This is a genomic window from Kosakonia pseudosacchari (assembly GCF_900184035.1).
Taxonomy (GTDB): domain Bacteria; phylum Pseudomonadota; class Gammaproteobacteria; order Enterobacterales; family Enterobacteriaceae; genus Kosakonia; species Kosakonia pseudosacchari.
Window position 1 is genome coordinate 64,641 of record NZ_FXWP01000019.1, and the last position, 15,003, is coordinate 79,643.

12 protein-coding genes are annotated in these 15,003 nt (G+C 55.9%); 6 read left to right on the plus strand and 6 right to left on the minus strand.

What is annotated here, in order from left to right:
• Positions 1–46: 46 nt before the first annotated feature.
• Positions 47–2,755 carry a magnesium-translocating P-type ATPase gene (gene mgtA / locus BN2591_RS15855; RefSeq protein WP_086872933.1) on the minus strand — a complete coding sequence of 903 codons (2,709 nt, stop codon included), beginning with the start codon at positions 2,753–2,755 and terminating at the stop codon, positions 47–49.
• A 139-nt stretch (positions 2,756–2,894) separates the two neighbouring features.
• Positions 2,895–2,978 carry a mgtA regulatory leader peptide MgtL gene (mgtL, locus tag BN2591_RS25010; RefSeq protein ID WP_110093639.1) on the minus strand — a complete coding sequence of 28 codons (84 nt, stop codon included), beginning with the start codon at positions 2,976–2,978 and terminating at the stop codon, positions 2,895–2,897.
• 162 nt (positions 2,979–3,140) lie between these two features.
• On the opposite strand from mgtL, the gene treR reads away from it, so the two are divergent.
• The 5 genes from treR (at position 3,141) to nrdG (ending at position 10,581) form a co-directional block, all read left to right on the plus strand.
• Positions 3,141–4,088, plus strand: coding sequence for a trehalose operon repressor TreR (treR, locus tag BN2591_RS15860; protein WP_086872934.1), 948 nt, complete (start codon positions 3,141–3,143; stop codon positions 4,086–4,088).
• 128 nt (positions 4,089–4,216) lie between these two features.
• The gene (treB, locus tag BN2591_RS15865) at positions 4,217–5,635 is read left to right on the plus strand and encodes a PTS trehalose transporter subunit IIBC (protein ID WP_086872935.1); all 1,419 of its coding nucleotides are present in this window, start codon (positions 4,217–4,219) and stop codon (positions 5,633–5,635) included.
• Between the two features lie 45 nt (positions 5,636–5,680).
• Positions 5,681–7,336 carry an alpha,alpha-phosphotrehalase gene (gene treC / locus BN2591_RS15870; protein ID WP_086872936.1) on the plus strand — a complete coding sequence of 552 codons (1,656 nt, stop codon included), beginning with the start codon at positions 5,681–5,683 and terminating at the stop codon, positions 7,334–7,336.
• A 384-nt stretch (positions 7,337–7,720) separates the two neighbouring features.
• On the plus strand, positions 7,721–9,856 hold the full coding sequence (nrdD, locus tag BN2591_RS15875) for an anaerobic ribonucleoside-triphosphate reductase (protein WP_086872937.1): 2,136 nt from the start codon (positions 7,721–7,723) through the stop codon (positions 9,854–9,856).
• A gap of 260 nt (positions 9,857–10,116) precedes the next feature.
• Complete coding sequence (gene nrdG, locus BN2591_RS15880; protein WP_086872938.1) at positions 10,117–10,581, plus strand: anaerobic ribonucleoside-triphosphate reductase-activating protein; 465 nt, start codon at positions 10,117–10,119, stop codon at positions 10,579–10,581.
• A 5-nt stretch (positions 10,582–10,586) separates the two neighbouring features.
• Here the strand turns inward: nrdG and BN2591_RS15885 are convergent, their stop codons facing one another.
• The 3 genes from BN2591_RS15885 to BN2591_RS15895 all read right to left on the minus strand — a co-directional run bounded on the left by BN2591_RS15885 (position 10,587) and on the right by BN2591_RS15895 (position 12,116).
• Positions 10,587–10,871 carry a type II toxin-antitoxin system RelE family toxin gene (locus BN2591_RS15885; RefSeq protein ID WP_086872939.1) on the minus strand — a complete coding sequence of 95 codons (285 nt, stop codon included), beginning with the start codon at positions 10,869–10,871 and terminating at the stop codon, positions 10,587–10,589.
• Positions 10,861–11,103 (minus strand): type II toxin-antitoxin system RelB/DinJ family antitoxin, encoded by a 243-nt coding sequence (locus BN2591_RS15890; RefSeq protein WP_017459099.1) that lies wholly within the window; start codon positions 11,101–11,103, stop codon positions 10,861–10,863. Before BN2591_RS15890 ends, BN2591_RS15885 begins: the two co-directional genes overlap by 11 nt.
• A 92-nt stretch (positions 11,104–11,195) precedes the next feature.
• Positions 11,196–12,116 (minus strand): AraC family transcriptional regulator, encoded by a 921-nt coding sequence (locus BN2591_RS15895; protein WP_086872940.1) that lies wholly within the window; start codon positions 12,114–12,116, stop codon positions 11,196–11,198.
• A 104-nt stretch (positions 12,117–12,220) separates the two neighbouring features.
• Between BN2591_RS15895 and BN2591_RS15900 the strand changes: the two genes are divergently transcribed.
• On the plus strand, positions 12,221–13,054 hold the full coding sequence (locus BN2591_RS15900) for an oxidoreductase (protein WP_086872941.1): 834 nt from the start codon (positions 12,221–12,223) through the stop codon (positions 13,052–13,054).
• Between the two features lie 34 nt (positions 13,055–13,088).
• Here BN2591_RS15900 and BN2591_RS15905 read toward each other — a convergent pair whose 3' ends face one another.
• Positions 13,089–14,999: a BglG family transcription antiterminator gene (locus BN2591_RS15905; protein ID WP_086872942.1), complete on the minus strand. Its 1,911-nt coding sequence runs from the start codon at positions 14,997–14,999 to the stop codon at positions 13,089–13,091.
• Positions 15,000–15,003: the final 4 nt, after the last annotated feature.

Consider the following 15,003-nt stretch of genomic DNA (forward strand, 5'->3'; position numbering starts at 1 on the left):
AATACCCGGCCTGCGCGCTAAGCACAGGCCGGAGTCAGGTGAAGGTTTACTGCCAGCCGTAACGGCGGCTGTAGAACCCTTTCATCCACTGCGTGAGCGTCATATAACCTGCAAGGATCGCCACCAGCCACGGGAAGTACGCCAGCGGCAGCGCCTGCAATTGCAGGTATTGCGCCAGCGGCGAGAACGGCAACGCAATGCCGACACAAATCACCATCAGCGTCATCGCTACCAGCGGCCAGGCGGCGCGGCTCTGGATAAACGGCACGCGGCGGGTGCGGATCATATGCACAATCAGCGTTTGCGACAGCAAACCAACGACAAACCAGCCGGACTGGAACAGGGTTTGCGCTTCCGGCACGTTGGCTTTAAACACCCACCACATCACGCAAAACGTCACGATGTCGAAGATGGAGCTTATCGGGCCGAAGAAGATCATAAAACGGCCCAAATCCGCCGGATTCCAGCGCTGCGGTTTGGCGATCTGCTCGTCATCGACGTTATCAAACGGGATCGCCACCTGCGATACGTCATAGACCAGATTCTGAATCAGCAAGTGCAGCGGCAACATCGGCAAAAACGGCAGAAACGCGCTCGCCACCAGCACACTGAAGACATTACCGAAGTTGGAACTGGCAGTGATCTTTATGTATTTCAGCATGTTGGCGAAAGTGCGGCGCCCTTCGATTACTCCCTCTTCCAGCACCATTAGGCTCTTTTCCAGCAAAATAATATCTGCCGCCTCGCGGGCGATATCCACCGCGCCATCGACGGAAATCCCAATATCCGCCGCGCGCAACGCCGGGGCGTCGTTAATGCCATCGCCCATAAAACCGACTACATGCCCTTCGCGTTTCAGCAGACGGACAATGCGCTCTTTATGCATCGGCGTCAGACGGGCAAACAGCGTAATGTGCTTCGCCATTTGCGCCAGCTCATCATCGCTCATGTGCTCAATTTCGCTGCCAGTCAGCGCATCCCCCACTTCCAGCCCCACTTCGTGGCACACTTTCGCCGCCACCAGTTCGCTGTCACCGGTGAGGATTTTGACGGTGATACCGCTGGCTTTTAGCGCTTTCAACGCTGGCGCAGTCGTCTCTTTCGGCGGATCGAGGAAGGCGATATAACCTTCGAGGATCAGATCCGACTCATCAATACGCTGGTAGTCACCGCTACGCGCTGGCAGATATTTGGTCGCCACCGCCACCACGCGCAGCCCCTGGCGGTTTAGCGTGCTGGTCACGCGTTCAATGCGGCGCAGCATGGTGTCATCCAGCGGGAAGATTTCGCCGTTGAAACGCACCTGCGAGCAGACACTGAGGATCTCCGTTAACGCGCCTTTGCAAATCAGTTGATGTACATCCGCCTGCTTCGCCACCACCACCGACATGCGGCGGCGCTCGAAATCAAAGGGGATCTCATCCACTTTGCGCCAGCTCGCCGCCAGCGTTTGCGCCGCTTCCGCATCCACACCTTCCAGCACGGCGGTATCCAGCAGGTTTTTCAGCCCGGTCTGGTAGTGGCTGTTCAGCCAGGCGCTGTGCAGCACTAATTCGCTGACTTTACCGCTGATATCCGTGTGATTTTCCAGCACGATTTTGTCCTGCGTCAGGGTGCCGGTTTTATCGGTACAGAGGATATCCATCGCGCCAAAGTTCTGGATGGCGTCCAGATGTTTCACGATCACTTTCTGTTTCGACAGTTTCACCGCACCGCGCGCCAGCGTGGAGGTGACAATCATCGGCAACATTTCCGGTGTCAAACCCACGGCAACCGACAGCGCAAACAGCGCCGCTTCCCACCAGTCGCCTTTGGTAAAGCCGTTGATCAACAACACAATTGGCGTCATCACCAGCATAAAACGGATCAACAACATGCTGACGCGGCTGATGCCTTTCTGAAAGGCGTTTTGCTCGGTTTCCTGCTCACTGACCCGCCCGGCCAGTTGACCAAACCAGGTGTTGCCGCCCGTGGCGATGACCATCGCCTGCGCCGTACCGCTCACCACATTGGTACCCATAAAGCACAGGGTATCGGCTTCCAGCGGGTTGCGCTGCGCGGCCTGGCGCGTCGTCGCCACTTTCTCCACCGGCAAAGATTCGCCAGTCAGCGAGGCCTGAGTGACAAACAGATCCCGCGCCTGCAACACGCGCAGATCCGCCGGGATCATATCGCCTGCGGCCAGCTTGACGATATCGCCCGGCACAAGCTGGTCGATAGGCAATTCGCACCAGCCATTCTCACCCTTCTCATTCACCACACGCAGCACTGTCGCGGTGTTGCTAACCATCGCTTTCAGCGCATCGGCCGCTTTGGTGGAACGCGCCTCTTGCAGAAAGTTGAGCAGCGTCGAAATCGCCACCATCAGCGCAATCACGCAGGCGGCGAACAGATCTTCGGAGGCATAAGAAATAATGCCTAAGCAGGTCAGTAGCAGGTTAAACGGATTGCGATAGCACACCCACAGATGCACCCACCAGGGGGCGGGTTTCTGCGCCGGGATCAGGTTTTCGCCGTGGGTTTCCCGCGCCAGTTCCACGTCCTGCGGGTTCAGCCCTTCCGGATGGCTGGCGAAAGTGTGCCAGAGCTGCTCATGTTCCATCGCAGCAATTCGCAGGCAGCGTTCACCCATCGAAGCGGGAATTGCGCCCTGCGCGATATGTTGCACGCCGGGGAGCGGATCGCGCTGTACCAGACGACGCGGTAAATGGCGGTTGAGGCGAGCGAAAAGCTGCCGGGTAATGTTTTTCAGCATGATAGTGTCCTTGCCCCCGCATCACGCGGGTGCGATTTATAACTGGCATAGCAAAGCCGCGCCAGCTGGCGTTTTTAATCGGGCAGGGACGAAAACGACGTCGCTGCCTTACGCATCCGGTAAGGCAGCAACAGCAGGCTTACCGGAAAAAGTATCTCCGTCGCGGGAGAGGGGTGGGATCGGGATCCATCTGGCCTCCGGTAAGGTGTGAAGGGCGAATCATAACGTAGCGGTATCATAGACCCGCTGAATTAAACCAAACATATACACACCGCCAATTGGTAGCACAAAGTGTATAAACCAGACTTTGCTCATTGCTGGCGCTTGGAAGGGATGCAAAACTCCTTTATCCTGCAACCCGCCCCCATCAGGAAAGGATTGAAGTATGCAAAACCGGCTGACAATCAAAGACATCGCACGTTTAAGCGGCGTGGGCAAATCCACTGTTTCCCGTGTGCTGAATAACGAAAGCGGCGTAAGCCAGCGCACACGCGAACGGGTGGAAGCGGTGGTTAATCAGCACGGTTTCTCCCCTTCCCGCTCCGCGCGCGCCATGCGCGGACAGAGCGATAAAGTGGTGGCGATTATCGTTTCGCGTCTGGATTCTCTCTCTGAAAACCTTGCCGTACAGACCATGCTCCCGGCGTTTTACGAACAGGGTTATGACCCGATTATGATGGAAAGCCAGTTCTCACCGCAGTTAGTCGAAGAGCATTTGCAGATGCTGAGCCACCGGAATATTGATGGCGTGGTGCTGTTTGGCTTTACCGGCGTCACCGAAAGCCTGCTCACCTCCTGGCAGTCGTCGCTGGTGCTGCTGGCGCGCGACGCCAGCGGTTTCGCCTCGGTCTGTTACGACGATGACGGCGCAATCCAACTGTTGATGGAAAATCTTTACGCTCGCGGGCACCGCCATATCAGCTTTATTGGCGTACCGCACAGCGATGCCACTACCGGCAAACGCCGCCACGATGCCTATATGGCATTTTGTCAAAAACACCAGCTCGAACCCAGGTTCGCCCTACCGGGCCTTGCCATGAAGCAGGGTTATGAACATGTCGCCCACGTTTTAACCCCTGACACCACCGCGCTGCTCTGCGCGACCGATACGCTGGCACTCGGTGCCAGTAAATATTTGCAGGAGCAGCGCATTGATAATCTGCAACTGGCCAGCGTCGGCAACACGCCGCTGATGAAGTTTCTGCACCCGGAAATTGTCACCGTTGATCCCGGTTACGCCGAAGCGGGTCGCCAGGCCGCCGCGCAATTAATAGAACAGGTCAATGGCCGCGCCACGCCTCGCCAAATCGTGATCCCTGCCCGCCTCGTTTAAGCCGCTTTATCGTTTTATTGTGATCCTCGCCAAGTTTCGGGAACGTTCCCATTTTTAATTTTTTTGCCTGCGGTTACGCTTTGCCTCGGTCAAGTTACGCATCATTTCTCCCCCCGAGAGGCACCAGGATGAGCAAAGTCAATCCATCAGATATTGAACAACTGATTACGCTGGTTGGCGGGCGCGAAAACATCGCGACGGTCAGTCACTGTATTACCCGTTTACGTTTTGTATTAAACAACCCGGCCGCCGCCGACCCAAAAGCGATTGACCAGCTACCGATGGTCAAAGGCAGTTTCACCAACGCCGGGCAGTTCCAGGTGGTGATCGGCACCAACGTCGGCGACTACTATCAGGCGCTGCGCGCCGCTACCGGTCTGGCGCATGCGGATAAAGAGCAGGCCAAACAGGCAGCGCGACAAAATATGAAATGGCATGAGCGCTTAATCTCCCACTTCGCGGAAATCTTCTTCCCGCTGCTGCCCGCACTGATTAGCGGCGGTTTGATCCTCGGTTTTCGCAACATTGTCGGCGATGTTCCAATGAGCAACGGCCAGACGTTAGTACAGATCTTTCCGCCATTGAAAACCGTTTATGACTTTCTCTGGCTGATTGGCGAAGCGGTCTTCTTCTATCTGCCGGTCGGCGTTTGCTGGTCTGCGGTGCGCAAAATGGGCGGAACGCCGATCCTCGGTATCATCCTCGGCGTGACGCTGGTTTCTCCGCAATTAATGAACGCTTATTTACTGGGCTCGCAAGTGCCGGAAGTATGGAACTTTGGTCTGTTCAGCATCGCGAAAGTGGGCTATCAGGCGCAGGTGATCCCGGCGCTGCTGGCGGGCCTGGCGCTCGGCATCATTGAAACGCGGCTCAAAAAGCTGGTGCCGGATTCCCTCTATCTGGTGATTGTTCCGGTGTGTTCACTGATCCTGGCGGTGTTCCTGGCGCATGCGTTAATCGGTCCGTTCGGCCGCATGATTGGTGACGGCGTGGCGTGGGCGGTTCGCCATCTGATGACCGGCAGCTTCGCCCCGATTGGCGCGACACTGTTTGGTTTCCTTTATGCGCCGCTGGTGATTACCGGTGTGCATCAGACCACGCTGGCTATCGATATGCAGATGATTCAGAACATGGGCGGGACACCGGTGTGGCCGCTGATTGCGCTGTCAAACGTTGCGCAGGCCTCGGCGGTGGTGGGCATCATTATCTCCAGCCGTAAAGAGAATGAGCGTGAAATCTCGGTTCCGGCGGCTATCTCCGCGTTTCTCGGCGTAACCGAACCGGCCATGTACGGCATCAACCTGAAATACCGCTTCCCGATGCTGTGCGCGATGATCGGTTCCGGCCTTGCCGGGTTGTTGTGCGGCCTTAACGGCGTGCTGGCGAACGGGATTGGCGTGGCCGGTCTGCCAGGTTTTCTCTCGATTCAACCCGCTTTCTGGCAGGTCTTCGCGCTGGCTACAGCGGTGGCGGTTGTCATCCCGCTGGTGCTGACCTCCTTTGTTTATCAGCGTAAGTTCCGTCACGGCACATTGCAGATTGTGTAATTTTTGGGGCGCGTTTGCGCCCCTTCGTTTTCGCAGGAAATCATGATGAATATCCTTCCCCACTGGTGGCAAAACGGCGTTATCTACCAGATTTACCCAAAGAGTTTTCAGGACACGACCGGCACGGGCACCGGTGATTTACGCGGCGTGATAACGCGCCTTGACTACTTACAAACCCTCGGCGTCGACGCCATCTGGCTGACGCCATTTTATATCTCCCCGCAGGTGGATAACGGCTACGACGTGGCGAATTACACCGCCATCGATCCGCTTTACGGCACACTGGCAGATTTTGATGAACTGGTCGCCGAGGCGCACCAGCGCGGTATCCGGCTGGTACTGGATATGGTGTTTAACCATACCTCGACGCAACACGCCTGGTTTCAGGCGGCGCAAGATCCGGCGAGCCCCTACCGTTCTTTCTATATCTGGCGCGACGGCGAACCAGAAACGCCGCCGAATAACTGGCGATCGAAATTCGGCGGCAGCGCATGGCGCTGGCACAGCCAGAGCGGCCAGTACTATTTGCATCTGTTCGCGCCAGAGCAGGCAGATCTCAATTGGGAAAACCCGGCGGTGCGCGACGAGTTGAAAAAAGTCTGCACATTCTGGGCCGATCGCGGTGTCGACGGTTTGCGTCTCGATGTGGTGAATTTAATCTCCAAACAGCAGGATTTCCCCGACGATCACCGCGGCGACGGGCGACGTTTTTATACCGACGGCCCGCGCGCCCATGAATTTTTGCAAGAGATGAGCCGTGAGGTTTTTCGCCCACGCGAATTGATGACGGTGGGTGAGATGTCCTCCACCACGCTGGAACATTGCCAGCGCTACGGTGCGCTCGACGGCAGTGAGCTGTCGATGACGTTTAATTTCCACCATCTGAAAGTCGACTATCCCGACGGCGAAAAATGGTCGCTGGCGAAACCGGATTTCGTGGCGTTGAAATCGCTGTTCCGCCACTGGCAGCAAGGGATGCACAACGTGGCGTGGAATGCGCTGTTCTGGTGTAACCATGATCAACCGCGCATTGTGTCGCGCTTTGGCGATGAAGGCGCGTTGCGCGTGCCCGCCGCCAAAATGCTGGCGCTGGTGCTGCATGGCATGCAGGGCACGCCGTACATCTATCAGGGCGAAGAGATTGGCATGACCAATCCGCATTTTGCGCGCATTACCGACTACCGCGATGTGGAAAGCCAGAATATGTTTGCTGAACTGCGGGCGGCCGGGCGCGAACCGGAAGAGCTGCTGGCGATCCTCGCCAGCAAATCGCGCGATAACAGCCGCACGCCCATGCAGTGGACCGCGCGTAAAAATGCCGGTTTCACCACCGCCGATCCGTGGATTGGTCTGTGCGATAACTATCGGGAAATCAACGTCGAAAACGCGGTCAACGATCGCGATTCGGTGTTCTATACCTACCAGTCGTTGATTCGCCTGCGTAAAAACTTACCGATACTCAGTTGGGGCGATTATCAGGATCTGCTCCCCACTCACCCGCACTTATGGTGTTACCGCCGTCAGTGGCAGGGAGAAACGTTGTTGGTTATCGCCAACCTCAGCAATCAATTCCAGCCGTGGCGACCAGAAACGTTGCCGGGTGACTGGCAGGTTGCCATCAGCAACTATGCGGAAGTTTCCCCTGTTCCTGCTGAAATGACCCTGCGACCGTTCGAAGCCGTTTGGTGGCATCAAAAATAAGCGTTTTTCACTTCCCTGGCGCAAAAAAACAGCAGGCATAAACCTGCTGTTTTTGCTGCATTTTTAGTCAACGAAATAATCACTGAATTTATATTTCTTCTGAATGCCCGTCCCCTGCGCTATCCGGTTTTTACTTTGTTCTGAGTCAATAAAAGCGTAAACATGTTTGATGCAAATCACTATATATAGAAATTAGAATGCACCACGGCCCTATATGTTGTATTAATCGACTATTATTCGAACAAGCTGACCACCGCGAAAGCGATACACGCTGTGGATAACACGGGCCAGGACGGGACAAACTTATTGGTTTTAGTAATGAATAACCAGCCAGTCGGCGCGTCCTCATATTGTGGATAACCTGTTTTCTAAAATGGAGTGATCATGACACCGCATGTGATGAAACGAGACGGCTGTAAAGTGCCTTTCAAGTCAGAGCGCATTCAAGAAGCGATTTTGCGTGCAGCTAAAGCAGCGGGAGTCGATGACGCAGACTATTGCGCCACCGTCGCAGAGGTTATTAGTCGTCAGATGCAGGGCCGATCGCAGGTCGATATTAGCGAAATCCAGACTGCCGTCGAAAACCAGTTAATGTCCGGGCCGTATAAACAACTGGCGCGCGCCTACATTGAGTATCGCCACGATCGCGATATCGCCCGTGAAAAACGCGGCCGTCTGAACCAGGATATTCGCGGTCTGGTTGAGCAAACCAACTCGGCGCTACTCAATGAGAACGCCAACAAAGACAGCAAAGTGATCCCGACTCAGCGCGATCTGCTGGCCGGGATTGTCGCCAAGCACTACGCTCGCCAGCACTTGCTGCCGCGCGATGTGGTACTGGCGCACGAACGCGGTGAGATCCACTACCACGATCTCGACTACTCGCCGTTTTTCCCGATGTTCAACTGTATGCTGATCGATCTGAAAGGCATGCTGACCCACGGCTTCAAAATGGGCAACGCGGAGATTGAACCACCAAAATCGATCTCTACCGCCACGGCGGTTACCGCGCAGATTATCGCCCAGGTCGCCAGCCATATTTATGGCGGCACCACCATCAACCGTATCGACGAAGTGCTGGCACCGTTCGTCAGCGCCAGCTTCGAAAAACACCGCAAAGTCGCCAGCGAGTGGAATATTCCTGACGCCGATGGCTATGCGCGCAGCCGCACCGAGAAAGAGTGTTACGACGCGTTCCAGTCGCTGGAATATGAAGTTAACACCCTGCATACCGCGAACGGTCAGACTCCTTTTGTCACCTTCGGTTTCGGGCTGGGCACCAGTTGGGAATCCCGTTTGATCCAGCAGTCGATCCTGCGTAACCGCATTGCGGGGCTGGGTAAAAACCGTAAAACCGCCGTGTTCCCGAAACTGGTGTTCGCCATTCGCGATGGTCTGAATCACAAGTTCGACGATCCGAACTACGACATCAAACAGCTGGCGCTGGAGTGCGCGAGCAAGCGCATGTACCCGGATATCCTCAATTACGATCAGGTTGTGAAAGTGACCGGTTCGTTTAAAACGCCGATGGGCTGCCGCAGCTTCCTTGGCGTGTATGAAGAGAACGGCGAACAGATCCACGACGGGCGCAACAACCTCGGTGTCATCAGTCTTAACCTGCCGCGTATCGCGCTGGAAGCGAAAGGCGATGAAGCGGCGTTCTGGAAACTGCTGGACAGCCGCCTGCAACTGGCGAAAAAAGCGCTGATGACCCGTATCGCGCGCCTCGAAGGGGTGAAAGCCCGCGTTGCGCCCATCCTGTATATGGAAGGGGCTTGCGGCGTGCGCCTGAAAGCGGATGATGATATCGCGCCGATCTTTAAAAACGGCCGTGCGTCGATTTCGCTGGGTTATATCGGTATTCACGAAACGATTAACGCCCTGTCTGGCAATAAGCACATCTACGACAGTGAAGCACTGCGTGCCAAAGGCGTGGCGATCGTTGAGCGTCTGCGCCAGGCGGTGGATCAGTGGAAAGAAGAGACCGGCTACGGTTTTAGCCTTTACAGTACGCCGAGCGAAAACCTGTGTGACCGCTTCTGCCGTATCGACACCGCTGATTTCGGCGTGGTGGAAGGGGTAACCGATAAAGGTTACTACACCAACAGCTTCCACCTTGATGTCGAGAAAAAGGTGAACCCGTACGACAAAATCGATTTCGAAGCGCCGTACCCGCCGTTAGCCAGCGGTGGTTTTATCTGCTACGGCGAGTACCCGAATATTCAGCACAACCTGCGCGCACTGGAAGATGTCTGGGATTACAGCTACCAGCATGTGCCGTATTACGGCACCAACACGCCAATCGATGAGTGTTACGAGTGCGGTTTTACCGGTGAGTTCGAATGCACCAGCAAAGGTTTTACCTGCCCGAAATGCGGTAACCACGACGCGTCCCGCGTTTCCGTTACCCGCCGCGTTTGCGGCTACCTCGGCAGCCCGGATGCACGTCCGTTCAACGCTGGCAAGCAGGAAGAAGTGAAACGCCGCGTGAAACACCTCGGCAACGGGCAAATCGGTTAACACCTCCGTCGCCCGGTGAGTGGCGTTTACCCGCGCCGGGCACACGGTCAGTGACTTCACCGTACCTGATTGCCCGATGGCGCTACGCTTATCGGGCATACGTTTTCTGCCGCTACGATTTTCTCTGATACGTTTCCTCTAAGCAGTTGACGTTGTAGCAAGGCGGCAAACGAGTAAATCCCGGTGAGCTTACATAAGTAAGTGACCCGGGTGCGCGAGAGTAGCCAACGCAACTACAGCGCCAAATGCGACGAGGAAACATGAATTACCACCAATACTACCCAGTCGACATCGTCAATGGCCCCGGCACCCGCTGCACACTGTTCGTCTCCGGCTGCGTCCATGAATGCCCGGGCTGCTACAACAAAAGCACCTGGCGGCTGAACTCCGGCGTGCCGTTTACCGAAGAAATGGAAGATCGGATCATTGCCGATCTCAACGATACGCGTATCAAACGCCAGGGGATTTCGCTCTCCGGCGGCGATCCGCTGCACCCGCAAAACGTGCCGGACATTTTAAAGCTGGTGACCCGCATCCGCGCCGAGTGCCCAGGTAAAGATATCTGGGTGTGGACCGGTTACAAAATGGACGAACTGAGCGCCGCGCAGCGGGAGGTGGTCGGGTTGATCAACGTGCTGATCGACGGCAAATTTGTTCAGGATCTGAAAGACCCGATGCTGATCTGGCGCGGCAGCAGCAACCAGGTTGTGCATCACTTGCGTTGACCCCATTAGAGCCGCTTGCTGGCATCCTGATAAGCGGCGGCTTTTTCGCGTTTACCGATAGACACAACGAATACCGTCACCACATTGTCTCTGACCTGATAGACCAACCGGTAGCCTGATGTTCGCAATTTGATTTTGTAGCAATCAGGAAATTGATGCAGTCGGGCCTTTTCAATTCTGGGTTGAACCAGCACCTCCGCCAGTTTCTTTTTGAACTGTGTTTTTACCGTGGCGCCGAGTTTTTTCCATTCTTTGTATGCGCGGGGATCAAACACCAGCTCATAATTCATCCAGATTAACCTTGATGCCTTTTTGCGGGTTCGCCAGCCGCTCCCGAACAATCTCCAGCAACGCCGATTCGTCCTCGCTCACCGTCACTGTTTTGATCGGCATACGCCCGTTTTCAGCGACATATTGAAACAGTAAGCGAACGGCTTCGGTTGGGGTGATATTGAGTTTTTCCAGCACGCGCCAGGCCTCTTCTTTGAGTTTGTCATCCAGTCGAACATTTAACGTCGCCATTATGCCTCCGGTAAAAAGAGAATGTGTAATGCAATATAGCATTACATTCGCATTACACGCATTTATGGAAAGCCGCTCTCATTCTCTCTCTTTCAGTGCGACGAGATATATTCCGACGCTGAATGCGCCGGAGGAACGGCAAAACTGTTTTGCATACGTCTGACCTCCTCCGCTGGCGGTAAACCGAAGAGCCGTTTGAACTCACGGTTAAACTGTGACGGGCTTTCGTAACCAACAGCGTAACAGGCCGCTGCGGCAGTGAGTCGCTGACGAACCATTAACATCCGCGCCTGGTGCAATCGCACCGATTTCACATACTGCATCGGCGGCATCTGGGTTATCGCTTTGAAATGGCTATGGAATGTCGGCACACTCATCCCGGCTTGCTGAGCCAGTTGCGACAGCGTGAAGGATTGAGCATAAGTCGCGTGAATATAACGCAGCGTTTTGCCAATTTTACCGAACTGCCCCTGCAAGGCTAACGCGGCGCGCATCGCATTGCCTTGTGCGCCGGTCAACACACGAAAATAGAGTTCCCGTACCCGCGCCGGGCCAAGGATCGCCGCTTCAAGCGGGTTGCCGAGCGTCTCCAGTAAACGCAGCACCGCGCTTTTCAGCGTCTCATCCATCGGGCTGGACATCATGCTTTGCGGCGAAGCGGATACTAGCGGAAAGCCGTGCTGTTCAATTTGCAGCATCACATCTGCGGCGACCTGGAAATCCAGATGCATGTAAATCGCCAGCAGCGGGTGGTCAGCCGATGCATCGGTTTCCATCACAAAAGGCACCGGAACCGATACCGCCAGATAGTGCTGCTCGTCGTAAAGATAGATCTGTTGGCCGAAATAACCCCGCTTGCTGCCCTGGCAGACAATCACAATCCCCGGATCGTAAAGCACTGGTGTGCGGGCCAGCGGGCGATCGGAACGCAAAATGCGCACATCCGCCAGCGCGGTCAGGTTGTACCCCTCCTGCGGGGCAAGTTCCATTAACCTCGCAATCATATCTGACATCGCATACCTCATAAGATCAGGCAATAAAAAGAGAAGATATGGCCTAAAAAGCCAGCAAGCCAGAGAATACTATGCAGCTTCCATTTTTCATGGGAGTAAGCGTTATGTCACCTGCAAAAACACTGTTCATCACCGGCGTCAGCAGCGGCTTTGGTCGCGCGCTGGCTCAGGAAGCACTGGCTGCGGGCCACAAGGTCATTGGCACGGTGCGCAACCGCGAAGCGCAGCAGGCATTTGAAGCCCTGCATCCAGACCGGGCGTTTGCCCGCCTGCTTGATATCACCGATGTTGCACAAATCAATCATGTCGTCGCTGAGGTTGAATCAGACATCGGAGCAATTGACGTGCTGGTAAACAACGCCGGTTACGGCCATGAAGGGATCATGGAAGAGTCCTCGCTTGAAGAGATGCGCCACCAATTCGACGTCAATGTGTTTGGTGCTGCGGCCATGATGAAAGCCGTGCTGCCCGGTATGCGCCAGCGCCGCAGCGGGCACATTATCAATATCACCTCGATGGGCGGTTATATCACCATGCCTGGAATAGCCTGGTATTGCGGCAGCAAATTCGCGCTCGAAGGGATCAGCGAAACGTTGGGCAAAGAGGTGAAGCCTTTTGGCATCCACGTGACGGCGGTGGCGCCGGGATCGTTTCGTACCGAGTGGGCCGGCCGCTCAATGATCCGCACGCCCCGCGCCATTGCCGATTACGATGCGCTTTTTGATCCGATTCGCCAGGCGCGCGAGGAAAAAAGTGGAAAACAGCCTGGCGATGCCGTCAAAGCGGCACGTGCCATGCTGACGATAATAGACAGCGACACGCCGCCCGCGCACCTGCTGCTGGGCAGCGATGCGCTCAGTCTGGTGCGTGAAAAACTGGCTGCGCTCAGCGCGGAGATTGACGCATGGGAGGCGCTTACCCGCTCTACCGATGGTTAACAGACACGGGGCGCGAAAGCGCCCCGGAATGGGCTCAAAAGCGGCTCAGCGACTCCATCGCCACACTTTTAAACGACGCGAAATCGGCACAGGCACAGAGTCGCGCCGTTACGCGTTCGCGCAGGAAGGTAACGAAAATATCGTAGATCGCCATTGCCTCTTCATACTCACTCTTGCTGATCGCCAGCAAGAAGATGACATGCGCGGTTTCATCGCCCCACGCGATCCCCTGCGGTGCCAGCACGGTATAAACCACCGTTTTTTTCGCCAGCAGCCCCAGGGCGTGCGGCAATGCGATGCCCTCACCGAGCAGGGTGCTGACAATCGCTTCGCGCTCGACCACCGAATCGAGAAACTCCGCGTCGACAAAGCCTTCATCCTGCAATTGGTGACACAAGGTGTTGAACAGCGTTTGTTGATCCATCGCGCCGTCGATGATGCGGAAATGCGCGGCATCAAAATACTTTTCCAGCATCCACGGACGCGTTCGGTCTACCAGCACCAGCTTGCCGATCTGCTCCAGTTGATACTCGCTCGGAAACGGCGCGATGGTGACGACCGGCTTATCTTTTTCATTTACCCGCGCGGTAGAGATAACAAAATCCTCCGCGATGCCGTCGCACTGCTCGTACTCACGCAGCGTCACGGTACGCGTCACCACAATCTGCGGATATTTACGCGACAGCACCGCCTCAATCATCCGCACCATCGCATTGCCGACATCGCACACCAGCAACACGCGCGGCTGGCGCTGATAACCCACGTTGTAATGGCGCTCAAGACCCACGCCGATATGCAGCACCAGAAAACCGATCTCGTTTTCGCTGATCACATACGGCGTATATTTCCCCCAACTGGAGACCGCCGCCAGCGTCATATCCCACGCCATGGGGTAGTGCTGTTTAATGTTATCCAGCAATGGGTTAGGGATCATAATCTGGTAGCGCACGCGCGTGATCATGGTTTTGATATGCGTGAGCAGATCCGCATGTAACTGGTCATCGTTTTGCAGGTTGTAGTTATAGTGCGTGTTGATGTAGCCAAGGATGTAGTTGACCAGCGCTTCGTCGTCATCGGCGCTGATGGCGCTGGGCGCAATCTCCTGCACGCGTCGCCCGGCGATATGCACCCGCAGCCAGTGCTCTTCCGCCGCCGCCAGCGGTTTTCCCGCCAGGTGTTGCAGCGCAGAAGAGATATCCCGCGCCGCCTCTTTGACATTGTCGTCCCCATCTTCGGCGCTGAATTCAGAGAGCGGATAGCCCTCGCTGATGCGGCGAACCGCCACCGCGCAGTAAAGGCGGATAAACAGATCGCCCTCATCCGTGAGGCGAATATGGTGACGGTTAAAACAGTCATGCAGAATGGCGGCCAGCGTCTCCAGCACGCCCGGATTAAGCGCTTCTTCGGTGATCAGCGGGTTATCGGCATTTTGCTGCGCCAGTTCCCACAACAGATCCGTCAGACAGGCGCGCAGCGCCATTTCGCTGCCAAACAGTTTCATGCCGTGACGCGGACGGGTTTCCAGCGTCAGACGGTAGCGGGAAAACCATTCGCGCACCTCGGTCATATCATTTTGCAGTGTGGCGCGGCTGACAAACCACTCATCCGCCAGATCTTCCAGCTTGAGCGAGAAGGCGGACGTGAGAAAACGCACCACCAGGTAATGCACACGCTCCGGCCCGCTGCGCGGAATGCGCAGCGCGCGCGGACGCGCCGCCTGCAAACTCTGGTAACGCGTGGCGTCGTCAATTTTCAGTTGATAGCCGCTGCCGCGCGTCAAAATAAACTGCGCGCCGTGGTGCAGCAGCAGAGCGTTCAGTGCGGTGATATCGGCCCGAACGGTACGCGTCGAGACCGACAAGCGCTGTGCCAGCTCATCCTGCGGTAGCGTCTCGTTTTGCAACATCATAAACAGTTGCGCCAAACGTTGGTTCGGGAATCGCACGTCG